General features: G+C 69.3%; 18 protein-coding genes and 1 pseudogene. 7 read left to right on the top strand and 12 right to left on the bottom strand.

Translation table 11 applies throughout. The features are described from left to right. Positions 1-14 precede the first annotated feature (14 nt). Both OEL49_RS01925 and OEL49_RS01920 read right to left on the bottom strand, forming a co-directional pair. The gene (locus OEL49_RS01925) at positions 15-1706 is read right to left on the bottom strand and encodes a Na/Pi cotransporter family protein (protein ID WP_287873845.1); all 1692 of its coding nucleotides are present in this window, start codon (positions 1704-1706) and stop codon (positions 15-17) included. Positions 1707-1722: 16 nt separating this feature from the next. After that, complete coding sequence (locus OEL49_RS01920) at positions 1723-3867, bottom strand: hypothetical protein (protein ID WP_287873844.1); 2145 nt, start codon at positions 3865-3867, stop codon at positions 1723-1725. Positions 3868-4021: 154 nt separating this feature from the next. Between OEL49_RS01920 and OEL49_RS01915 the strand changes: the two genes are divergently transcribed. After that, complete coding sequence (locus tag OEL49_RS01915) at positions 4022-5074, top strand: aldo/keto reductase (RefSeq protein ID WP_287873843.1); 1053 nt, start codon at positions 4022-4024, stop codon at positions 5072-5074. A gap of 119 nt (positions 5075-5193) precedes the next feature. On the opposite strand, the pseudogene OEL49_RS01910 reads toward OEL49_RS01915, so the two are convergent. The 4 genes and pseudogenes from OEL49_RS01910 to OEL49_RS01895 form a co-directional block, all read right to left on the bottom strand. Further along, positions 5194-5922, bottom strand: a pseudogene (locus OEL49_RS01910) (YoaK family protein); the annotation flags it as partial. A gap of 198 nt (positions 5923-6120) precedes the next feature. Continuing rightward, a complete protein-coding gene (locus OEL49_RS01905; RefSeq protein WP_287873842.1) occupies positions 6121-6552 on the bottom strand; it encodes a hypothetical protein in 432 nt (143 codons plus the stop codon). 49 nt (positions 6553-6601) lie between these two features. Then, entirely contained in the window at positions 6602-7786 is a 1185-nt protein-coding gene (locus tag OEL49_RS01900) for an acyl-CoA dehydrogenase (protein ID WP_287873841.1), read from the bottom strand. A 79-nt stretch (positions 7787-7865) separates the two neighbouring features. Next, the gene (locus tag OEL49_RS01895; protein ID WP_287873840.1) at positions 7866-8579 is read right to left on the bottom strand and encodes a hypothetical protein; all 714 of its coding nucleotides are present in this window, start codon (positions 8577-8579) and stop codon (positions 7866-7868) included. 174 nt (positions 8580-8753) lie between these two features. Here OEL49_RS01895 and OEL49_RS01890 point away from each other — a divergent pair, with 174 nt between their 5' ends. The 4 genes from OEL49_RS01890 (at position 8754) to alaS (ending at position 14382) form a co-directional block, all read left to right on the top strand. Then, complete coding sequence (locus OEL49_RS01890) at positions 8754-10118, top strand: extracellular solute-binding protein (protein WP_287873839.1); 1365 nt, start codon at positions 8754-8756, stop codon at positions 10116-10118. Between the two features lie 20 nt (positions 10119-10138). Further along, positions 10139-10933 (top strand): glycerophosphodiester phosphodiesterase, encoded by a 795-nt coding sequence (gene ugpQ, locus OEL49_RS01885; protein WP_287873837.1) that lies wholly within the window; start codon positions 10139-10141, stop codon positions 10931-10933. A gap of 120 nt (positions 10934-11053) precedes the next feature. Next, positions 11054-11437 carry a hypothetical protein gene (locus tag OEL49_RS01880; protein WP_014238375.1) on the top strand — a complete coding sequence of 128 codons (384 nt, stop codon included), beginning with the start codon at positions 11054-11056 and terminating at the stop codon, positions 11435-11437. 251 nt (positions 11438-11688) lie between these two features. Continuing rightward, positions 11689-14382, top strand: coding sequence for an alanine--tRNA ligase (alaS, locus tag OEL49_RS01875; protein ID WP_014238374.1), 2694 nt, complete (start codon positions 11689-11691; stop codon positions 14380-14382). A 73-nt stretch (positions 14383-14455) separates the two neighbouring features. Here alaS and OEL49_RS01870 read toward each other — a convergent pair whose 3' ends face one another. The 3 genes from OEL49_RS01870 to OEL49_RS01860 are packed head-to-tail and all read right to left on the bottom strand — an operon-like array spanning position 14456 to position 16827. Beyond that, entirely contained in the window at positions 14456-15112 is a 657-nt protein-coding gene (locus tag OEL49_RS01870) for a Crp/Fnr family transcriptional regulator (RefSeq protein ID WP_014238362.1), read from the bottom strand. Positions 15113-15146: 34 nt separating this feature from the next. Then, positions 15147-16466: a cytochrome-c peroxidase gene (locus OEL49_RS01865; protein WP_287873836.1), complete on the bottom strand. Its 1320-nt coding sequence runs from the start codon at positions 16464-16466 to the stop codon at positions 15147-15149. Between the two features lie 52 nt (positions 16467-16518). Then, complete coding sequence (locus tag OEL49_RS01860) at positions 16519-16827, bottom strand: DUF4242 domain-containing protein (RefSeq protein WP_014238360.1); 309 nt, start codon at positions 16825-16827, stop codon at positions 16519-16521. Between the two features lie 232 nt (positions 16828-17059). Here OEL49_RS01860 and OEL49_RS01855 point away from each other — a divergent pair, with 232 nt between their 5' ends. Together OEL49_RS01855 and OEL49_RS01850 are read left to right on the top strand one after the other, a co-directional pair. Next, a complete protein-coding gene (locus OEL49_RS01855; protein ID WP_014238359.1) occupies positions 17060-17371 on the top strand; it encodes a hypothetical protein in 312 nt (103 codons plus the stop codon). Then, positions 17371-17874, top strand: a complete 504-nt coding sequence (locus OEL49_RS01850) for an NUDIX domain-containing protein (protein WP_130458947.1) — start codon at positions 17371-17373, stop codon at positions 17872-17874. Before OEL49_RS01855 ends, OEL49_RS01850 begins: the two co-directional genes overlap by 1 nt. A gap of 54 nt (positions 17875-17928) precedes the next feature. Here OEL49_RS01850 and OEL49_RS01845 read toward each other — a convergent pair whose 3' ends face one another. The 3 genes from OEL49_RS01845 to OEL49_RS01835 form a co-directional block, all read right to left on the bottom strand. Next, positions 17929-18867, bottom strand: coding sequence for a C-GCAxxG-C-C family (seleno)protein (locus tag OEL49_RS01845; RefSeq protein ID WP_014238357.1), 939 nt, complete (start codon positions 18865-18867; stop codon positions 17929-17931). 217 nt (positions 18868-19084) lie between these two features. After that, the gene (locus OEL49_RS01840; protein ID WP_014238356.1) at positions 19085-20347 is read right to left on the bottom strand and encodes an EAL and HDOD domain-containing protein; all 1263 of its coding nucleotides are present in this window, start codon (positions 20345-20347) and stop codon (positions 19085-19087) included. 5 nt (positions 20348-20352) lie between these two features. Then, on the bottom strand, positions 20353-21597 hold the full coding sequence (locus tag OEL49_RS01835; RefSeq protein ID WP_152089594.1) for an EAL and HDOD domain-containing protein: 1245 nt from the start codon (positions 21595-21597) through the stop codon (positions 20353-20355). Between the last annotated feature and the right edge of the window lie 2 nt (positions 21598-21599).

The following is a 21599-nucleotide window of genomic DNA, read 5'->3' as shown; positions in this document are numbered from 1 at the left end:
TCTCCTTGGATTGTTCAGTCTTCCGACTCGCTGCCCAGGGCCGGTTCCTTCAGCTCGGGCAGGGAGGCGAAGCGCTGGCTGGCCTTGAAGCCCTGGGCCACGGCGCGGCGCAGGTCGCTGAGGCAGGCCAGCCAGTCGTACATGGCATTGACGTCGGTGCCGCCGGCCCCGGCCTGGAGCAGGGCGGCCTTGCTGCGCTGGTAGGTGTCTTCGAAGCTGTTGCGGGCCTCTTCGGCGCGCAGGGCGATGTTCTCCGGGGCTTCGCCGCAGTCCGGGTCGGCGGCGCCGAAGAAGGCCTGGGCCGAGACCAGCACGGGGGCGACGGCGGCCAGCAGGTCGGCCTGTTCGTCCCGGTGGGGGCTGCTGAGGACCCGGGGGCCGGCCTGGCCGCTGAGGGCCACGTGGTACATGACCCGGGCCAGGGTGTCGTAGTAGTTGGCGATGCGCAGCAGCTCGGGCAGTTGTTCGGCCTGGTCCCGGTGCACCTGGCGGCGGCTGACTTCGCCGACGAAGCGGCCGATCTCGGCCTGGAGCTTTTCGATCACTTCCAGGCGGCGGGTGAATTGCACCGCGTCGGCCGGCGCCTGCTGTTGCAGGTGGCGGCAGGCCAGGTTCCCCAGTTCCAGGGCCAGGTGGGCGACCCGGGCCAGTTCCCGGCGCAGGGCCTGCAGCGCCAGCTGGGGCACGGTGGCGACGTTGCGGTCCAGGTAGCGGGGATGGGCGGCGTTGTCTTCAGTGGAGGCGAAGCGGGACAGCAGGAAGGGCACCAGCCAGCGGGAGAGCAGGCCCATCAGCACCACGCCGAGGGCGTTGAAGAGGGTGTGGAAAATCACCAGCTGGGTCACCGGGTCGTCGCCGTCGCCCAGCCCCAGGTCGATGGCCTTTGACAGCCACAGCAGGGGCACCAGCAGGGCGGCGGCCACCACCGCGGTGGCGACGTTGAAGAAGACGTGGGCGGCGGCCAGACGCTTGGCGTTGGCGGTGGCGCCGATGGCGGCGACGATGCCGGTGAGGGTGGTGCCCACGTTGGCGCCGATGACCAGGGCCGCGGCGGCAGTGAGGGGCAGCATGCCGCCGGCCACCGCTGTCAGGGCCAGGGTCAGGGTGGCGGCGGAGGCCTGCAGGATGACGGTGAGGGCGATGCCGATGAGGATGGCCAGGGCCAGGGCGCCCGGGTCGCTGCCCAGGCGCGGCAGGGCGTCCGGCCCCAGGCCGGCGAAGCCGTCCTTGAGCAGCTCGATGCCGAGGAAGAGCAGGCCGAAGCCGGCCAGGCTCATGCCCAGGCCGCTGCGCCGGGTGCCTTCGCCGGTGAGCTTGAGGGCCATGCCGATGCCGATGAAGGGCAGGGCGAAGGCGTCGATGGAGATCTTGAAGCCGATCCAGGCCACCAGCCAGCCGGTCACCGAGGAGCCCAGGTTGGAGCCGAAGACCACCCACAGGGCGGCGGCGAAGCTGAGCAGGCCCGCATTGACGAAGCCGATGGCGGCCACGGTCATGGCGGTGGAGGACTGCACCAGGGCGGTGACGCAGATGCCGGTGATGAGGCCGTGCAGGCGGGTCCGCGTCCACGCCGCCAGGATGCGCTCCAGGGCCCGCCCGGCGGCCAGCTTGAGGCCGTCGGTGAGCATGGTCATGCCCAGCAGGAAGAGGCCGATGCCGCCCAGCAGGGCGGTCAGCAGGCCGAGGAGGGATGTACCCGCCGTCACGGGCGGCCTGCGCCCATCAGACGTGGCCCCGCAGCACCACCCAGGCGAAGACGGCCAGCAGCACCAGGAAGGTCAGGGCCCAGGGCCACACCCGGCGCTTGTCGGCGTAGGGGTCGGTGAGGGCCCGCTCGGCACCATCCGGCAGCTTGGCCAGCTGGGTCAGGGCGGTGCCGAAGGGAATGTTGATGCGGGCCCGGGCATTCACCGCCCAGCCGTTGGCGTCCAGCAGGGGACCCAGGGTGCGGCTCCTGAGCTTGAACCAGGCCAGCAGCATGGAAGGGCCGGAAACCATGAGCATGAGGCCGGCCACGGCGATGGGCATCTGCCACCAGGAGAGGCCGAGGAAGCCGGTGACCACCGAGGCGATGGCGGTGCCGATGGCGCCCACGGCCAGGCCCAGGGCGGCGAAGATGCCGGCGAACTTGCCCACGTCGAAGGGCGTCGGCGCCGGCTTGGCCGCAGCCGGGGCGGCGGGGGCGCTTTCCACCTTCTTGGCGCCGTCGGCCACCAGGGAGGCGGACTGCTGCTCCACGGCGGCGGCCTTGGCGGCGGCGAATTTCTGGAACTGCTCGCCGATCATGCGCGCCACCTTGCGGTAGGGCGACCAGAAGGCCTGGCGGATGCTGATGGGGTGGTCCACGATCTTGCTGATGGTGGCGTTCCAGTCCCGGCCCTGGCGGTCGTAGAAGACGCCGTTGCGGCCCACCAGCAGCTGGTCCGAATCGCCGGCGGTGAAGGCGGCGGCGATGGATAGCTTTTCGCCGCCGCGCTGGCAGTCGCAATAGACCAGGCAGATGCGGGAAAGGCCGGCCAGGGCGGCGTGCTTGGCAGCGTCGTTCACCGGGATTACCAGTTCGCAGCTGCGGCCGTCCAGGTACAGGGTGCCGGCCTGGAACATGGCCTTGCCGCGGCGGGTGTAGAAATCGCGGAAGGAGACGAAGTTGTTGGCCAGCAGGGCCAGGTCGCGCACGTAATGCACCAGCCGGTCGGCGCTGCTGATGGCCTCGAATTCGGGCGCCACGGCGGCGTCCTCGGCGATGAGGGCGAGCAGGCGCGCCGGCAGGTGGCCGGCGAGGATGGCCTGCAGCCGCTCCAGGCCCAGCTCGGCCACCGGGGTTTCGACCCGGGCGGCGAGCCAGTCCTCATGGGCCTGCAGCCTGGCCAGCAGGGCCTGCCAGTCGGCCTCCGTCAGTGCTTGCCGCTGGCCCAGCAGGGGCGTCACGGCGGCGCTGGCCAGGGTGGCCACGGCGGCGCTCCAGGCCGGGTTGAGGCCGCCTTCCAGGGGCAGGGGGCGGCCGGCTTCGATGCGGGCCAGGGGCAGGGCGGCGATGGCCGCATCCCCCGCTTCCAGGTTGCGCGTCGCCAGGGCCTTGAGGTCGTCCTCGGCGCCGTTCATGAGGCCGCCGGCCCGGGGGTCGAAGGCGGCCAGGCGGCAGCGGGTGAAATAGTCTTCCACCTTGGCCCGCACCGCGGCCACGGCGTCCCGGGCGGCGGCGGTGGCCTCGCCCAGGGGCAGCACGGCGCCATCCTGCCGTGCGGCGGCCTGCCATTCGCACCAGGCCTTGGCCTCGGCCAGGAAGCGCTCGGCCTGGGCCTGGGATACGCCGGGCTCGCCGCTGCGGTCGGTGTCGCTGCCGATGCGCTCCATGATGTCCTGCACCAGGGCGGCCAGGGCCTCGTCCTGGCAGTTGGCCGGGGTGACGATGCCATCGCCGTTGAAGCGGGCGGCGGCGAAGATGGCGGCGATGTCGGAGGTGTCGGCCGGGGTGATGCTGGCGGCTTCGCCCTTGCCCAGGCTCTGCAGGATGCGCCGGGCGGCGGCCAGCACCTGGCGGCCTTCCTCGCTGCTGTCGTCGATGGCGTCCAGGGGCAGGGTGGCGGCGCCGGCGCCGAGCAGGGCCTTGTCCTTGAGCAGGGCGCCGGTCCAGTGCAGGGCGGCGATCAGTTCCGGGGCGCGGATGTGGCCGTCCTGGTCGGTGTCGATCAGCTCCAGGGTGCGGCGGTCGAATTCCAGGCCCTGGATGGGGCAGGAGAGGGCGACCCACAGTTTCTGGTCCAGCTGGTCCAGGTGCAGCAGGTCCTCGGCCCGGTCCAGGCGCACCTGGTCGAAGCCCCCGGCGCGGAAAAAGCGCCAGCGGTGGGTGTTCTGGGGAGTGGTCATGGAATGGCGGTCCTCGGTCGGTGGGCGGGAAGGCAGCGCCGGCCCTTCGTTGGCTGGGCCGTGCCTGGATATGCGCCGAGTATAGGAAACCCGACCCGCTCTGAATAGTGGGGGCGAGCCGCTAGAATGGCGTACCCCCTCTACGGAGCACAGCATGGAATATCGCGCATTGGGCCGCAGCGAGCTCAAGGTTTCCGCCGTCTGCCTCGGCACCATGACCTTCGGCCAGCAGAACAGCGAGGCCGAAGGCCACGCCCAGCTGGACCGGGCCGTCGCCGCCGGCATCAATTTCATCGACACCGCCGAGATGTATCCGGTGCCCGCCCGGGCCGAGACCTACGGCGCCACGGAGCGCATCGTCGGCTCCTGGCTCAAGGGCCAGGCCCGGGACCAGGTGGTGATTGCCACCAAGGCCGCCGGCCCCGCCCGCAAGATGGAGTGGATCCGCGGCGGCCCCCTGGCTTTCGATCTGGCCAATCTGCGCCGCGCCCTGGAGGATTCCCTCCAGCGCCTGCAGACCGACTACGTGGACCTCTACCAACTGCACTGGCCGGCCCGCAACCAGCCCATGTTCGGCCAGTGGCAGTTCGAGCCGGAACAGGAGCGGGAGTCCACGCCCCTGCGGGAAACCCTGGAGGCCCTGGCGGTGCTGGTGCAGGAGGGCAAGATCCGCCAGGTGGGCGTCTCCAACGAGCATCCCTGGGGCATCATGGAATTCCTGCGCCTGGCCCGGGAGCACGGCCTGCCGGCCATCGCCTCCACCCAGAACGCCTACAACCTGATCAACCGCCTCTACGACACCGGCGGCCTGTCCGAAGTCTGCTTCCGGGAGCGGGTTTCCCTGCTGGCCTATTCGCCCCTGGCCTTCGGCCATCTCTCCGGCAAGTACCTGGCCGATGCCAAGGCGGCCGGGCGCATCACCGCCTTCCCCGGTTTCGGCCAGCGTTACGAGAAGGTCAATGTGCCGCCGGCCCTGGCCGCCTACCGGGAGCTGGCCGCCCGCCACGGCCTTTCCATGACCGGGCTGGCCCTGGCCTTCTGCTACAACCGGCCCGGCGTCACCAGCACCATCATCGGCGCCACCTCCCTGGCCCAGCTGGAGGAAAACCTGGAAGCCTGGGAACGGCGGCCCGGGGCCGAGCAGTGGCGCGCCATCCAGGCCGACATCGACGCCGTGCACCAGCGCTATCCCAATCCGGCCCTGTAGGCTGGAGGCGGCTTGCCACCTGCGGGAAAAAAACAAAGGCGCCCAGGGGCGCCTTTGTCGTTTCTGCCCCTGGAGCCGGCTGCCGGCGTCTAGCGGCTGCGGCCGGAGAAAAAGTGGCTGAGGTCGTCGATGGTGGGGACGCTGGCCAGGATCACCAGCAGCAGGGCCAGGGGAATGGTGGTGGCGTAGCCGATGTGCTTGAAGCCGAGGGCGCCGGCGACGCCGCCGACGAAGAAGCACACGGCCAGGCCCAGCAGGATGGCGACTCGGGGGCGATTGACCCGCACCGCGGGCTCTTCCGGTCGGCGCGAGGAATTCCAGTACACCGCCTTGCCCAGTTCGATGCCCAGGTCGGTCACCAGGCCGGTGATGTGGGTGGTGCGGATTTCGGCCCGGGAGAGCTTGGTCACCAGGGCATTCTGCAGGCCCATGATGAAGCTGAGCAGCATCACCGTCAGCGGCACGAACAGGCCGTGGATATGGGACAGGCGTTCCCCCAGGGCGCCAAAGCAGAGCAGCAGCACGGCCTCCAGCAGCAGGGGCAGGGCGTATTCGCCGTGCAGGTGGCGGCGGCGTCCCAGATTGACCAGGATGGCGGTGCAGGCCGAGCCGGCGATGAAAGAAAGCAGGGCGCCGAAGCCGGCCAGGTAGGCGTGGAATTCGCCCAGGGCCAGATGGTCCGCCATGGCCGAGACGATGCCGGTCATGTGGGAGGTGTACTGGTGCACCGCCAGGAATCCCCCCGCATTGGCGGCGCCGGCGACGAAGGCCAGCACCAGCCCCAGTTGCCGGTTGGCTTCCGGACTGCGCCTCTTGCCTGTGAGCTTGCGGGAATACTGGATGGGCATGGTGTGCCGCCGGCAGGTGGTTGGGGGAGCGGCGACGGGCCGGGACGGCCGATCGGGCGCGGGGCATGGTAGCGGATGGCGCCGGCCCGAGTCCAGGCGCCTGCCACGCTCCTCCGCTTCGGTGCCGGCCCGACGGGCAGCAAAAAGCCCGTTGCGGACGGGGCCGGAACGGGCTTCTCTGGGCGGTGGCGGCGAGGCTCAGTGCTTGGCTGCTTCGCCTTCCTTGGCGGCTTCCTTGGCCTCTTCCTTCGGCGCTTCGGCGCCACCTTCGGCCGGTGCGGCTTCGGCGTCGGCCTTCTTCTTGGTCTTCTTCTTTTTCGGGTCTTCCGGCGGCGGTGCCGGGGGCAGGGTGGGGGCGATGGTCTGGATCTGGTTTTCCCGCATGTACACGTCCATCTCGCGCCAGCCGCCGTACACCGCGTCCTTGGGCAGCCAGTAATAGACGCTGTAGCAATCCTCGATGGCGCGGCCGGACTGGCGGCAGGCGCCGCCTACGGCCTTGCCTTCGGCCTCCAGTTTGGCGGCCTTGGCCGCCTGGTCCTCGATGCCCAGCTTGCTCTGGACCTGGTCGCAGCCGCCCAGCAGCAGGGGCGCGGCGAGAATGGTGATGGCGATGGCGCTTCTTTTCATGGTCGGCCTTTGATTTGGTCCCTGGATTCTATCTCAGCTGGCGCTTCTGTCAGTTGGCGAAGGCGGCGATGCCGGTCTGGGCCCGGCCCAGGATGAGGGCGTGGATGTCGTGGGTGCCTTCGTAGGTATTCACCACTTCCAGGTTCAACATGTGGCGCACCACGTGGAATTCGTCGCTGATACCGTTGCCGCCGTGCATGTCCCGGGCCGTCCGGGCGATCTCCAGGGCCTTGCCGCAGGAGTTGCGCTTCAAGAGGGAGGTCATCTCCGGTGCATCCTTGCCTTCGTCCTTCAAGCGGCCCAGGCGCAGGCAGCCCTGCAGGCCCAGGGCGATCTCGGTCTGCATGTCCGCCAGCTTCTTCTGGATCAACTGGTTGGCGGCCAGGGGACGGCCGAACTGGGGCCGGTCCAGGGTGTATTGGCGGGCCGCGTGCCAGCAGGCTTCGGCGGCGCCGAGGGCACCCCAGGCGATGCCGTAGCGGGCCTGGTTGAGGCAGGCGAAGGGGCCCTTGAGGCCCTTCACCTTGGGCAGCAGGTTCTCTTCGGGCACGAAAACCTTGTCCATGACGATCTCGCCGGTGACCGAGGCCCGCAGGCCCATCTTGCCCTGGATGACCGGGGCGGACAGGCCCTTCATGCCCTTCTCCAGGACGAAGCCGCGGATTTCGCCGCCGTCCTCACCCTGGCCGTCCTTGGCCCAGACCACGAAGACGTCGGCGATGGGGGAATTGGTGATCCACATCTTGGCCCCCGTCAGCTCCCAGCCGCCGGGCACGGCCTTGGCGCGGCTTTCCATGGAGCCGGGGTCGGAGCCGTGGTTGGGCTCGGTGAGGCCGAAGCAGCCGATCAGCTCGCCGGTCGCCATTTTGGGCAGCAGACGTTCCTTGAGGGCCTCGCTGCCGAAGACGTGGATGGGGTACATGGCCAGGGAGGACTGCACCGAGACCATGGAGCGGTAGCCCGAATCGACCCGCTCAATCTCCCGGGCCAGCAGGCCGTAGGAAACGTAGCTGGCGCCGGCGCAGCCGTAGCCGTCGAGAGTGGCGCCGAGCAGCCCCAGTTCCCCCAGTTCGCGGAAGATGGCCGGATCAGTCTGTTCGTGGCGGAAGGCCTGGACGATGCGGGGCAGCAGCCGGTCCTGGCTGTAGTGGCGGGCGGTGTCCCGGATCTGGCGCTCTTCGGCGCTGAGCTGGTCGTCCAGCTGCAGGGGGTCTTCCCAGTTGAAGCGGCTCATGGGCTCCTCTTCCTTCATTCCTCCTTGATGGAGCGGGGATTTTAACCGCATTCCCCGGTGCCGCAGGCGGCCGCCGGGCTCACTCGGCCTCCTGGCGCCGGTCGCCCTGGCGGCGTTCGGGCCCTTCGTGGGTCTGTTCCGCCTGGCGCCGGTCGTCGCCCCGGCCCAGGGTCGGGCGGGCCTTGTGGGCCAGCACCTTCTGCCGCATCTCCTCGCCCAGGGCCTGCAGGGCCTCGTCGTCCAGGGATTCGGCCAGTTCGATGATCTTGCGCCGGGTGGCGTCCTCGTTGCGCTGCACGACGTTGAAGAGCAGCCACAGGGCCAGGGCGTTGATCACCACCAGCACCACCTCCAGATAGAGCAGGGGGGTGAAGATGGGGCGCTGGGAACGGTCGCCGAGGATGAAGTAGAAGCTGTCGAAGCCCGAGGTCGCCGCCTGGCGCAGCAGGGAGGGATAGGGCTCGAAGGGCGGGAAGAGGCAGATCAGCGCCAGGTTCACCAGGGTGAACAGGCCGATGGCCCGGCTGTAGCGGAAGCGGGGAATCTCGTGGGCCTCCCGCTGTTGCAGCAGCAGCCAGGCGCTGAGGGCGTTGGCGGCGACGAACATGAGCTGCAGGGTCAGCAGCTCCTGGTGGATGGGCTTGTGCCCCAGCTGGGTCAGCAGGGGGTAGAAGCCGTCGAAGGAATTGAGGGCGCCCCGGGCCAGGGGGATGTTGTTGAAGGGGGGGAACAGCACCATCAGCAGCAGGTCCAGCAGGGCGACGATGCACACCAGTCTCTGATATTTGTTCATGGCTCTCGCTCTCGGTGGCGCCGGGCATGGATGCCCATGCACGAGTCATTATGGTGGCTGGGCCGGGGGCTGACAAGCAGGCCGGCGGCCCCCGGGGCCGGGTCTGGCGTTGTCCTCCGGCGGTCATCTTTCCGGCGCTATAATTGCCGTTTTAGCACTGCTTGAGGATTGGCGATGTTCATTTCCGCCCGACGCACTTCTTTGCTTGCCCTTTCCCTGGCCGCCGCCTTCGCCCTGGCCGGCCCCGCCCAGGCTGCCAAGCCGGCCAAGGCCCCTGCCGCCCCGGCCAAGGCTGCCGCTCCCCAGGAACCGGTGGAACTGACCCTGTCCCACCAGCTGGAAGAATCCCGCACCTCCCGCCTGCAGGAAGTGGTGGACCGCTTCAACGGCCAGCAGAAGGCCTACAAGGTGGTGCTGGTGCACCGCCAGGGCGGCGCCGGCAACTACCACATGAACCTGGCCCTGCGCGACGAGCTGAGCCACTTCGTCAGCGGCAAGGAACCCTACCGGGCCCTGCACCAGGTCATCAGCGAGAGCAAGGAAAAGATCGACACCGCCCGCCTGGCGCCCGAACTGCGCAGCGGCGTCACCGATGGCAAGGGCCGTCTGCTGGGCCTGCCCATGGCCTACTCGACCCCCGTGCTGTTCTACAGCAAGAGCGCCTTCCGCCGCGCCGGCCTGGATCCCGAGGCCCCGCCCAAGACCTGGTGGGAACTGCAGGCCGTGGCCGGCAAGCTGTTCGACGCCGGCATCAAGTGCCCCTACACCACCTCCCGCCCGGCCTGGGTGCACATCGACAACCTGGCCGCCCGCAACAACGTGGAAACCGTGGGCGAGAAGGGCGAGATGGCCTTCAACGGCATGATGCAGGTGAAGCACGTGGCCCTGCTCAACTCCTGGTACAAGGCCCGCTACTTCCATACCTTCGGCGGACAGAACGAGGCTGACGCCCACTTCGCCAGCGGCGAGTGCGGCATGATCACCACCGCCTCCGACCGCTTCGTCACCTTCCGCGAGAACAAGGACCTGGACGTGGGCGTGGCGCCCCTGCCCTATTACGATGATGCCTACGGCGCTCCCCGCCAGGCCCTGGCCGATGGCGCCTCCCTGTGGGTCGGCCCCGGCCACAAGGCCGCCGAGTACAAGGGCGTGGCCAAGTTCGTCGGCTTCCTCATGGCTCCCGACATGCAGGTGGAAATCGCCCGCTCCGGCGGCTACCTGCCCCTCACCGCCGCCGCCCAGGCCGCGGCCAAGGGCAAGCTGCTCAAGGACGACATGCGCAACATCGACGTGGCCCAGGCCCAGCTCGGCCCGGTGCTGCCCCGCACCTCGGTGAGCAAGGCTGCCGCCCTGACCCCGGTGGTCTCCGCCATCAACCCGGTGCGCCTGATCATCGACGAGGAGCTGGAGCAGGTGTGGTCCAACAAGAAGCCGGCCAAGCTGGCCCTGGACAACGCCGTCAGCCGCGCCAACGCGGTCCTGCGCTCCGGCGCCGCCGCCCGCCTGGCCGAAGCGCCGGCGGCCTCCAAGGTGCGCTGATCCGCGTCGTGGGCCAGCAAGTGCCGCCACAAGAAACGCCGGTCCCTGGGGCCGGCGTTTTTGCATCCGCCCCCGCCTATCCCCGGCTCATCGCCCACCGGGGCGGCGGCAGCAGCGCGCCGGAAAACACCCTGGCCGCCATCCGCGCCGGCCACCGTGCCGGTTTCGCCGGGGTGGAATTCGACGCCATGCTCAGTGCCGACGGCACCCCTTTCCTGATCCACGACGAAACCCTGGAGCGCACCAGTAACGGTCGCGGCGCCGTGGCGGCCAGCAGCGACGCGCTCCTGGCCGGCCTGGATGCGGGCAGCTGGCATTCCCCCGCCTTCCGCGGCGAACCCCTGCCGACCCTGGCAGCGGCCCTGGACCTGTGCCGCAGCCTGGGCCTGTGGGTCAATCTGGAAATCAAGCCGAGTCGCGGGCGGGAGGCTGAAACCGGCGCCGCCGTGGCCGAGGTGGCGGCCCGGGCGGTGGCCGCCGGCCTGCCGGCGTCCGCCCTGGTGCTCTCCTCCTTTGCCGAAGAGGCCCTGGCAGCCGCGCGGCAGACGGCTCCCGGCCTGGCCAGGGCCCTCCTGGTGACGGCCGTGCCGGCGGACTGGGAAGCCCGTCTGGCGCGCCTGGGGGCGGTGGCCCTGCATTGCGCCGCCCCCGGGCTGGATGAGTATACGGTGCGGCAACTGGCCGCCGGGCTGGCCGCCCGGGGCGGGGCCCTGGCCTGCTACACGGTCAATGACGCCGCCCGTATTTCCGCCCTGCTGCAGTGGGGCGTCGCCGGGGTGTTCACCGACCGCCTGGACCTGGCCGGCCCGGCCTGACCTGGCATCTCGGATACATCCGCTTACACACGCTTACTTCCTGCTTGTCGTCGGCCGCCGGGCCATGACGTTAAAGTGGCCATGGGAATCGCCCATGACATTCAAATCAGGAGACCTGCCATGAAGACCTTCAAGCCCGTTGCCGCCGCCGCCTTCTTCCTCGCCCTGTCCGGCCCCCTGCTGGCCCAGACCGTCACGCCCAAGGTGGATCAGCGCCAGGCCAACCAGGAGCAGCGCATCGACCAGGGCGCCCAGAGCGGCACCCTCACCGGCAAGGAAGCGGCCCGGCTGGAAAAGGGCCAGACCCACGTGGAAAACGTGGAGACCCGGACCCAGGCCGACGGCAAGGTGACGGCCCGGGAGCGGGCCCGCCTGGACCACGCCCAGGACGTGCAGAGTCGCCGCATCGCCCGGGAAAAGCGGGACGGCCAGCACGATTTCAACCACGACGGCCGCAGCGACCGGGCCGAGCGCCGGGCTGCCCGCCGCGCCGCGCGTCAGTAAGCCGCCGCCGGCCGCGGCCCCGCCGTCGCCGCCGGCATTTGCGACCACCCGGCCAGGAGCCCCGTCCCGCGGGCATCCTGGCCGGCCCGGGGCCCGCCTGGCGCGGGCCTTGGCGCTTTCTCCATGGCCGCCATGTTCCTGCCGATCGCGGGTACTGCGGCAAGCCGGTCCCGGCCCGGTTCAATGATAAAATGCGCGTTTTTCCAATTCAGCCGCCCCCGCCATTGGCCGGGGCCAAGGATGCAACGACGATGAAAAGCGCCGAAATCCGCCAGAAGTTCCTCGACTTCTTCGCCTCCAAGGGCCACCAGATTGTTTCTTCCAGCTCCCTGGTGCCCCACGAAGACCCCACCCTGCTGTTCACCAACGCCGGCATGAACCAGTTCAAGGATGTCTTCCTCGGTTTCGACAAGCGTCCCTACACACGAGCCACCACTTCCCAGAAGTGCGTGCGCGCCGGCGGCAAGCACAACGACCTGGAGAACGTGGGCTACACCGCCCGCCACCACACCTTCTTCGAGATGCTGGGCAACTTCAGCTTCGGCGACTACTTCAAGCGCGACGCCATCACCTACGCCTGGGAGCTGCTCACCGTCGTCTTCAAGCTGCCCAAGGACAAGCTCACCGTCACCGTCTATGCGGAGGACGACGAGGCCTACGACATCTGGACCAAGGAAATCGGCGTGCCCGTGGAGCGGGTCATCCGCATCGGCGACAACAAGGGTTCCCGCTACGCTTCCGACAACTTCTGGATGATGGGCGACACCGGTCCCTGCGGCCCCTGCACCGAGATTTTCTACGATCACGGCGAGCACATCTGGGGCGGCCCTCCCGGATCCCCCGAGGAAGACGGCGACCGCTTCATCGAAATCTGGAACAACGTGTTCATGCAGTTCAACCGGGACGAAGCCGGGGTCATGCACCCGCTGCCCAAGCCCAGCGTGGACACCGGCATGGGCCTGGAGCGCATCGCCGCCGTGCTGCAGGGCGTGCACGCCAACTACGAGATCGACCTGTTCCAGCGCCTGATCGCCGCCGCCGCCCGGGAAACCTCCGGTGCCGACATGGACAGCCCCTCCCTGAAGGTGCTGGCCGACCATATCCGCGCCTGTTCCTTCCTCATCGCTGACGGCGTCATCCCGGGCAATGAAGGCCGGGGCTACGTCCTGCGCCGCATCATCCGCCGCGCCATCCGCCACGGCTACAAGCTGGGCGCCCGCGCCGCCTTCTTCCACAAGATGGTGCCGGACCTGGTGGCCGAGATGGGCGCCGCCTATCCCGAGCTGGCCTCCGGCGAAAAGCGCGTCATGGACGTGCTGAAGCAGGAAGAGGAACGCTTCTTCGCCACCATCGAACACGGCATGGCCATCCTGGATGGTGAACTCAAGAAAATGCTGAAAATTGAAGACGGCCAGTCGTTGCATGACCGGATTCAAGCCTTGGCAGCAGATAGCAATGGCGATGTTGCCAAGCTTTCTGTTGGCAAGTTTGACGGCGATGTTGCTTTCAAACTGCACGACACCTACGGCTTCCCTCTGGACCTGACCGCTGATGTTTGCCGCGAGCACGGCGTTACTGTCGATACTGCGGCGTTCGACGCCGCCATGGCCCGCCAGAAGGAACAGGCCCGCGCCGCCGGCAAGTTCAAGATGGCCGCCAACCTGGAATACGACGGCCCCGCCACCACCTTCCACGGCTACGACACCCTGGAGTTCAAGGGCAACGTGCTGGCCCTGTACAAGGACGGCGTCGCGGTCAATGAACTGCACGAAGGCGACATGGGCGTGGTGGTGCTAGACAACACCCCCTTCTACGCCGAATCCGGCGGCCAGGTGGGCGACCGGGGCGCGCTGCAGAGCGTGCACGGCATCTTCGCGGTGGAAGACACCCAGAAGATCCAGGCCACCGTCTTCGGCCACCACGGCGTGGTCAAGACCGGCACCCTGACGGTGGGCAACAACGTCACCGCCAAGGTGGACATCCAGGCCCGTAGCCGCACCGTGCGCAACCACTCCGCCACCCACCTGATGCACAAGGCCCTGCGCGAAGTGCTGGGCGGCCACGTGCAGCAGAAGGGCTCCCAGGTGGACCCGGACAAGACCCGCTTCGACTTCGCCCACAACGCCCCCATGAGCGATGAGGAAATCCGCAAGGTGGAAGCCATCGTCAATGCGGAGGTGCTGGCCAACGCCGCCACCGAAGCCCAGGTCATGGGCATCGACGACGCCCAGAAGAGCGGCGCCATGATGCTCTTCGGCGAGAAGTACGGCGACGAGGTGCGGGTGCTTTCCATCGGCTCCTCCAAGGAACTGTGCGGCGGCACCCACGTCACCCGCACCGGCGACATCGGCCTCTTCAAGATCGTGGCCGAATCCGGCGTTGCCGCCGGCGTGCGCCGCGTCGAAGCCGTCACCGGCGACAACGCCCTGGCCCTGGTGCAGCAGCAGCAGGCCGTGCTGGCCCAGGCCGCCGCCGCTTTCAAGGCACCCGTGGCCGAGCTGCCGGCCAAGATCGCCCAGACCCAGGAGGCCGTGAAGGCCCTGGAAAAGGAACTGGCCAAGCTGAAGTCCAAGCTGGCCTCCAGCCAGGGCGACGACCTGGTGAACCAGGCCGTGGAAGTGAAGGGCGCCAAGGTCCTCGCCGCCACCCTGGAAGGGGCCGACGTCACCGCCCTGCGGGAGACCATGGACAAGCTGAAGGACAAGCTCAAGTCCGCCGCCATCGTCCTGGCCTCCACCGCCGAAGGCAAGGTCACCCTGATCGCCGGCGTCACCGCCGACCTCACCGCCAAGGTCAAGGCCGGCGAGCTGGTCAATCAGGTGGCCCAGCAGGTGGGCGGCAAGGGCGGCGGCCGTCCCGACATGGCCCAGGCCGGCGGCACCCAGCCGGAAAACCTGCCGGCAGCCCTGGATTCCGTGGCTGCCTGGGTGGCAGGCAAGCTCTAAGCTGCCGCTTTCCCTCGGAAAAAAGCCCTCCCCTGCGGGAGGGCTTTTTTTTATGGTCGTTCCCCGTCTTGGCTCAGGGGCTGGCGATGAGGGCGGCCAGGCGCTGGGCGTCGCGGATGCGGATCAGGCCCCGGCCGGTGGCCACCAGGCCGTCGGCCGCCAGTTCCCCCAGCAGGCGGGCCACCACCTCCCGGGTGGTGCCCAGGTGGTCGGCCAGCTGCTGCTGGGTCTGGCGAAGCTCTCCGGCGGCCGAGGCCTGCAGCAAGAGGAGGTTGGCCAGGCGCTGGTTGAGCTTGTAGGCATGCACCTGCTCCAGTTCCTGCATCAGGCGGAACACCAGGGTGGCCAGGGTGTGCACCGTCAGGTCCCGGATGGCGTCTTCCCGGGCGAACAGGGTGCGGTACAGGGGGCCGGGCACCAGGGCCACGGTGGTGGGCTGTTCGGCCTGGACCCAGGCCGGGTAGCGCAGGTCGTTGAAGAGGCTGTTGAGGGCGAAGACGCAGGTCTCTCCCGGGTCGATGCAATAGAGGGTGGCCTCGTTGCCGTTGGGGGCCAGGGAATAGACCCGCAGCCGCCCCCGCAGGACGAAATAGGCGCCGGAGATGGCCTGGCCCTTGTAGAGGACCGGCGAGCCCGGCTGGCACTCGGCGGTGACCACGCCCTGGCGCAGCAGTTGCAGGCTGTCCGGGCTGAGCTGGCGAAAGAGGGGAAGGGTGTCGAAGTCCTGCACGGGGCGGTCTCCCGGGGGGCGGCATGGGCCCATTCTAGCCCGCCGGCATGGCGTCGGCATGCTTGCCGGCGGCGGCCCGCTGCCGGGCCAGCAGGCTGTCGCTGCTGAGGGCGTTGAGGAAGGCGACGATGTCCGCCACCTCCCGCGGGCTCAGGGGCGAGCGCTCGATGCGGTGCAGGGCCCGGTCCTGGCCGCGCCAGGCTGTCAGGCGGCCGGAACGCCCCAGCTGGGCGCTGGCCATGATGCGCACCACTTCCTCCAGCCGGTCCACCGAGCCGTTGTGCAGCCAGGGGCCGGTGAGGGCCACGTTGCGCAGGGAGGGCACGCGCCAGACGCCCCGGCGGCCGTCTTCCAGCAGCAGGGGGTACTGGTCCTCGTAGGCCGTGGGGTTGGCCGGGAAATGGCGGCGCGGGGCCTGGCCGCCGAGCAGGCTGGCGTCGCTGAAGGCCGGCCCCTTGTGGCAGAGGACGCAGCCGACGGACTCGAACAGGGCCATGCCCCGCAGCTGGGCCTGGCTGAGGGCGGTGGCGTCGCCGCGGACGAAGCGGTCATAGGCGCTGTCCGGGGTGATCAGGGTGCGCTCGAAGGCGGCCAGGGCCTGGGCGATGCGGTTGAAGGTGACCTCGCCGTCGCCAAAGGCCCGGGCGAAATCCCGGCGGTAGCCGGGGTCGGCCGCGAGGCGCCGTTCCGCCTCGCCGGGGCTGTCCAGGTTCATTTCCACGGGGTTGAGGATGGGGCCCTTGGCCTGCTCCTCCAGGGAAGGGGCGCGGCCGTCCCAGAACAGCAGCGACTGGAAGGCCGCGTTCCATACCGTCGGCGTGTTGCGCGGGCCGCTCTGCCCCGCTTCCCCCAGGGCGGTGGGGCGCCGGTCGCCGCCGGCCTTGGCGTAGAGATCGTGGCAGGAACTGCAGGACTGGGTGCCCTGGCCCGAGAGGCGGGTTTCGTGGAAGAGACGTTCGCCCAGGGCGATCTTGGCGGCGTTGCCCGGGTTGTCGGCCGGCTCCGGCGCTTGCAGCGGCAGGGCTTCCCAGACGTAGGCCGGGGCCGCCTGGGGCACCTCCGGCAGGGCGACCGGCGGGGCGGCTGCCTCCTCTTCCGCCGGGGGCGGGCGGTAGGCGGCGATGAGGGGAGCCACCGTGCCGCCGGGGGCCTGGACCAGCACCGCCGCCACCGCCATTTTCAGGCTGAAGGCCAGCAGCCCGGTGCCCAGGGCGCCGGTAAGCAGCCAGCGCCCCTCCCGGGTGAGGCCGGCGCGGGGGGCCAGGTCCTGCCGCACCATTAGGGCCAGCAGGGTGAAGAGGCCGATGACGGCGACCAGACCGATCGCCAGTAAGTCAAACAGATCGCTGTCCATGATGTTCTCCCTTGGGTGGCGGGCGCCCCCTGGCCCCGGGGGCGCCCTGGGGTCAGGCCCGGGCGGGGCGGCGGAAGAAGGTGTCGGCCGGGGTGGCGGTGGACACTTCGCAGATGCTGTCGAAGGGCAGGCCCACCCGTTCGTGGGCCCGCCGCACCGCTTCCGCGTCGGGCGCCATGTTGAGGCAGAAGGCGCGGCCGTCGGCGTAGCTGAGATGGGTGCGCAGGGGGATGACGCCTTCGGCGTAGCAGGCGGCTTCGTACTGGGCGTAGAAGCCCTCGAAGTCGGCGGCGCTGAGGCCGGCGGGGAAAGTGCCGTGCTGCTGGTCGTGGGTGTCGATGAAAAAACGCAGGGCTTGCATGGTCGGCTCCTTGGCGGTCACTACGGGATGTAGTGGGGCGGAGCTTAGGCCGTTGCCGGCGGCACCTCTGTAGCAAAAGCTACACAAGCTTCCCGGGCCGGCCTGGCCGGAGAGGCGCACCGTTCCTGCCTTCCGGGGTACCCCTGCGGCAGGCCGGCCACCGGTCCCGGCCGTGGGCCGGCGGCGCCAGCAGTGCTATCCTGCGGTTTTCCCTTTTCCGCTTGCCGACATCATGCGCATCCTGCTGCTCTCTTCCCTCCTGGCCCTGTCTTCCCTGGCCCCGGCCCTGGCCGCCGACAACCTGGACCGCACGCCGGTGGAGGCCACCACCGCCGCCGGCGACAAGGTGCGTCTCTACCCCACGGGCAAGTGGGAATTCGTTGACGGGGCCAAGGCCGCCGAGGCCAGGAAGCGGGCCGAGCAGTACCCGGAAAACCAGGTTCGCCCCATTGAGGCCCAGGGTGGCTGGGTGCCGGGCAGCAAGATGCTGATGCCCGGCGACAAGGACTACAACCGGGGCTCCCTCAACCCCAAGGCCCGCTGATGTCGGAGCTGTCTTCCCCCTACCGTTTCTGTCCCTGCTGCGCCGGCACCCTGAGCTGGCGCGAGATCGGCGGCGCGCCGCGCCAGGTCTGCGACGACGCGAGCTGCGGCCACGTCTTCTGGGGCAATCCGGTACCGGTGGTGGCGGCCCTGGTGGAGTGGCAGGGCAGCGTCATCCTGGCCCGCAACGCGGCCTGGGCCGAAGGCCAGTTCGGCCTGGTGACGGGCTTCCTGGAGCGGGACGAGGCGCCGGCCGAGGCCGCCTGCCGGGAGGTGGGGGAGGAGCTGGGGCTGGTGGCGGTGGGTGCCCAGCTTATCGGCACTTATCCCTTTGCCCGCAAGAACGAGGTGATCATGGCCTTCCACGTGCCGGCCCAAGGGGAAATCTGCCTCAACGAGGAACTGGCGGAAGTCCGCCTGATCGCGCCGGAAAAGCTGAAACCCTGGGATTACGGCACCGGTCTGGCGGTGGCCGACTGGCTGCGCCGGCGCAGCGCCGGCTGAAGGGATTCCTGCGTCGCCGCTTGGGGCGCACGGCCCGGGGAGCAAGCCCCCGTCTCAGAGATTGGGCAGGCGTTCGTCGCCGTTCTGCTGGTCCAGGATTTCCCGGGCCAGACGGGTGGCGATGACCACGTATTCCCGGCACTGGGCGTGCAGGTGGTTTTCCCGGTACACCTGGCGTCCTTCCTGGGTCTGCAGGTCGCAGCCGAGGAGTTCGCTGCAATGGCCGCCGCCGCAGGTGGCGCGGAATTCGTCGGTGAAGCGCTGGATGGCGTCGTAGTTGGCGGTCACCGGTTCCCGCGGGTCGCTGCGGCCCAGGGCCAGATTGAGGGCCAGCACGCCGCCCGAGTAGGCGCCGCAGGTGCCCCAGGTGCGGGAGAGGCCGCTGCAGAAGCCGGTGGCAATGCCGGGAATGAGGGGGGAGTCCAGGCCCATGTGCCGGGCCAGGGCCAGCAGCACGCTTTCGGCGCAGTAGAAACCCGAATCGAAGAAGTCGCCGGCCTGGCTGGTGGGATCCACGCCGTGGTAGCTGTGGGGGGTGCTGGGCACGCTGCGGGCGTGGGCCAGGGAGCGGCGCATGAGGGCGGTCTGGTCCGGGTCCGGATCGTCCCGCAGCAGGGCCTGGCGCAGGGACTCGGGGGCCGTGTCGCGGTGGGCCGGGGTGAAGCCCAGGGTCTCGAAATAGGTGCGGCTGGAGGCGGTCAGGGTGTACAGCTCCCGGATGCCCATGCCGTAGGCGTGGTCCAGGACGTGCTGGTAGAGCTGGCGGGCGATGCGCTGCTTGCGAAAGCCGGGACGGACGATGAGGGAATGGAGCAGGGCCACGTCGCCGCAGGGGGCGAGGCCTCCGGCGCCGACCAGGCCCACGTCCGAGTCGGCGACGTACACCACGTCTTCCACCTGGCGGCAGTGGCTGGGTTCGTCCGGGTGGGCCAGGGACAGCAGGGCATGGATGGCGTCGTGATCGGCGCCGGCAGCTTGGCGAATCTGGAACATTGCTTGCCTCCTCCTCGTCCGCCGGGGGCGGCGGATGGTCAGTGTGCAGCGGGGATTCCGGATGGACGGAGGCCGCCGCGAGGCGACCTTTGAGCCTGGTTTTCCAACGTTTTATATGAAGCCGGCAAGGGGTGCAATTTGCAGTGCACCATCAGCTTTCTTTATTTTGCCGCCAGCCCAGCAGGGAGGCGGCATTGGCCCGGCAGGCCGGCGCAAATCAGTTTTGCTGTTCCTGGCCGATGGCCCGGGTCCAGGCCAGCGCCTGGGCCTGGGCCAGGTTGACCCGCTCCGGCGAGAGCCCCGGCAGCTGCGCCACCAGGGCCGGAACCTGGCTCAGGTCCTCGCTTTCCAGGGCCTCGATGAGGCGCAGCAGCAGCCCCAGGGAGCCCTGGTGGCGAAGCAGGGCCTGCTTCACGTCCGTGGCCAGGGTGGAAATCTGGCTGAGGATTTCGTCTATGGGCGTGGCGAAGAGGGCCGGGGTGAGGGAAAGGATGCCGGTCATGAAGGCCCGGTCGGCGAAATCCCGGTCTGCCGCCATGTGGCTTTCCGCCAGCAGTTCCAGCAGCCGGGCCCGGGTCGCCGCCAGTTGCAGCAGGGGCGGGAAGCCGGTGTTGCCGGCCGGGTCGGTATAAAGCAGCAGTTGCAGCCAGCGCTGCAGCTGGCGCCGGCCCAGCAGGGTGATGGCGTGGCGCAGGGAGGTGATGCGGGTGCGGGCGCCGACGGCCGCGGAATTGGCCATGCGCAGCAGGTTGATGGAGAGCCCGGGCTCGTGCTTGAAGGTCTGCTCCAGCTGGGGCGTGTCCGAATCGTCCAGGACCTGGGACAGCAGCTTCAGCAGGGAGAGGCGGGACTGGCCCAGCTTGCGCCCGGAGAGGATGGTGGGGTGGGCGAAGTAGTAGCCCTGGAAGAGATGGAAGCCGAGGTTGCGGCAGTGTTCCATCTGTTCCCGGCTTTCCACCTGCTCCGCCAGCAGTTCCAGGGGACGCCGGGCCAGGGCCTGCACCAGGCCGGGCAGGGCCTCCTCGGACACGGCGGAGATGCACACCTTGGCGATGTCCATCAGGTCCAGCAGGGGCTCCATGGCCGGGGTGACGGCGACGATGTCGTCCAGGGCCAGGGTGAAGCCCTTGGCCTTCAGCTCCCGGCAGCGCTTGAGGAGTTCCGGCGTCACCTCCACCGTCTCCAGAATTTCCAGCACCACCTTGTCCTTCGGCAGCAGCTCCACCGCCTCGCTGAGGAGGAAGTCGCCGTCCACATTGATGAAGGCTTTCTGTTCCCCCAATGCGTCGGCCAGGCCCAGTTCGGTGAAGGCGTGGGTGATGACCGTGGCGGTGGCCACCATGTGGTTGGCAACGATGGCCCGGTTGGGCGCCGGCCCGGAGCGGAACAGCAGCTCGTAGCCGTAGAGGCTCTGCCGGGCATCCAGGATCGGCTGGCGGCCCAGGTAGATGGGCGTGGTGTGGGTGGTGTCGGGGGCCATGGCGGTCAGCTGTCGCGGGCCAGCATGTTGGCCCAGGCCATGGCCTGGGCCAGGCATTCGGTGAGGAGGGCGCCCCGCAGGCCGGGCATCTCGGCGATGAGGCCGTTGAAGGTGGCATCGCCGTCGGCCTTCTCCAGCTGCTCGGCCAGGGCCAGCAGGCGGCCCAGGTCGCCCTTGTATTCGATCAGGGCCTGCTTCACGTCCGGCGGCAGGGGCAGGGGCGTGATGATGTCGGCGATGGGCTGGCCGATGACGGCGGGCAGCAGGGAGAGGATGCCGACCATGAAGGCCCGGTCCGGCAGGTCTTTCTGCCGGGGCAGGAACTTCTGGGTCACCAGTTCCAGGAAGCGGCCCCGGGTGGCGGCCAGCTGCAGCAGGGGGCCCACCTCGCCGCCTTCCGGATCGGCGTAGAGCAGCAGTTGCAGCCAGCGTTGCAGCTGGTTGCGGCCGAGGATGGTGATGGCGTGGCGCACCGAGGCGATGCGCACCGCCAGGCCGCTGGCGCAGGAGTTGGTGAGGCGCAGCAGGTTCAGGGTGAGGCCCGGCTCGCCCTTGAAGGAACGCTCCAGGGCGGCGGTGTCCGCGTCCTTGAGGATCAGGTCGAGCAGGCGCATCACCGTCATGGCCGAATGGGTCAGCTTCTTGCCGGAGATGAGGGTGGGGCGGGCGAAGTAGTAGCCCTGGAAATATTCGAAGCCCAGGTCGAAGCAATGCTCCATCTGGCTCTGGTTTTCGATCTTTTCCGCCAGCAGCTTCTTCTGCAGGGGGCGCAGCTTGCAGGCCAGGAGGAACAGCTGGTGGTTGTCCAGCAGCAGGTGGTCCACCTTGAGGATTTCCGCTTCCGGCAGCAGGGGCAGGTTGATTTCCGCGAACTCGGCGACGCCGCCCAGGGCGAAGGTGAAGCCCTGCTGCTTCAGCTCGCGGCAGCGGGCCAGCAGGGCCTCGTCCGCCGGCGTGTCGGCGGGCAGTTCCAGGACCACGCTGGCGCCGGGCAGGATTTCCACCTCGGGGCCGAGGACGAAGTCCGGGGTGGCGTTGATGTAGGCCTTGTAGGGCCCCAGCACGTCCCCCAGGGACATTTCGCCGAAGGCATTGGCCACCACCCGGGCCGTGGCCAGGCGGCCGTCGGCCACGGCGGCCCGGTCCACGCCGCTGCTGCGGAACAGCAGTTCGTAGGCGACGAGCTTCTGCTCCCGGTCCAGGATGGGCTGGCGGGCCAGGAAGATGTCGGCGTCCAGGGGCAGCATCATGG

The sequence above is a fragment of the Azospira sp. genome, assembly GCF_030247495.1.
Taxonomy (GTDB): Bacteria; Pseudomonadota; Gammaproteobacteria; order Burkholderiales; family Rhodocyclaceae; genus Azospira; species Azospira oryzae.
The sequence above is the reverse complement of the archived record's forward strand: the minus strand, read 5'-3'. Positions and strand labels throughout refer to the sequence as shown.

Bases quoted from the DNA above. Each gene is read 5' to 3' on its own strand.
- OEL49_RS01900 (WP_287873841.1), bottom strand. From the start codon at position 7,786: ATGAGCCGCTTCAACTGGGAAGACCCCCTGCAGCTGGACGACCAGCTC.
- OEL49_RS01865 (WP_287873836.1), bottom strand. From the start codon at position 16,466: ATGGACAGCGATCTGTTTGACTTACTGGCGATCGGTCTGGTCGCCGTC.
- OEL49_RS01880 (WP_014238375.1), top strand. From the start codon at position 11,054: ATGAAGACCTTCAAGCCCGTTGCCGCCGCCGCCTTCTTCCTCGCCCTG.
- OEL49_RS01850 (WP_130458947.1), top strand. From the start codon at position 17,371: ATGTCGGAGCTGTCTTCCCCCTACCGTTTCTGTCCCTGCTGCGCCGGC.
- OEL49_RS01915 (WP_287873843.1), top strand. From the start codon at position 4,022: ATGGAATATCGCGCATTGGGCCGCAGCGAGCTCAAGGTTTCCGCCGTC.
- OEL49_RS01860 (WP_014238360.1), bottom strand. From the start codon at position 16,827: ATGCAAGCCCTGCGTTTTTTCATCGACACCCACGACCAGCAGCACGGC.
- OEL49_RS01845 (WP_014238357.1), bottom strand. From the start codon at position 18,867: ATGTTCCAGATTCGCCAAGCTGCCGGCGCCGATCACGACGCCATCCAT.
- OEL49_RS01855 (WP_014238359.1), top strand. From the start codon at position 17,060: ATGCGCATCCTGCTGCTCTCTTCCCTCCTGGCCCTGTCTTCCCTGGCC.
- OEL49_RS01905 (WP_287873842.1), bottom strand. From the start codon at position 6,552: ATGAAAAGAAGCGCCATCGCCATCACCATTCTCGCCGCGCCCCTGCTG.
- OEL49_RS01890 (WP_287873839.1), top strand. From the start codon at position 8,754: ATGTTCATTTCCGCCCGACGCACTTCTTTGCTTGCCCTTTCCCTGGCC.
- OEL49_RS01835 (WP_152089594.1), bottom strand. From the start codon at position 21,597: ATGATGCTGCCCCTGGACGCCGACATCTTCCTGGCCCGCCAGCCCATC.
- OEL49_RS01840 (WP_014238356.1), bottom strand. From the start codon at position 20,347: ATGGCCCCCGACACCACCCACACCACGCCCATCTACCTGGGCCGCCAG.
- alaS (WP_014238374.1), top strand. From the start codon at position 11,689: ATGAAAAGCGCCGAAATCCGCCAGAAGTTCCTCGACTTCTTCGCCTCC.
- OEL49_RS01895 (WP_287873840.1), bottom strand. From the start codon at position 8,579: ATGAACAAATATCAGAGACTGGTGTGCATCGTCGCCCTGCTGGACCTG.
- OEL49_RS01920 (WP_287873844.1), bottom strand. From the start codon at position 3,867: ATGACCACTCCCCAGAACACCCACCGCTGGCGCTTTTTCCGCGCCGGG.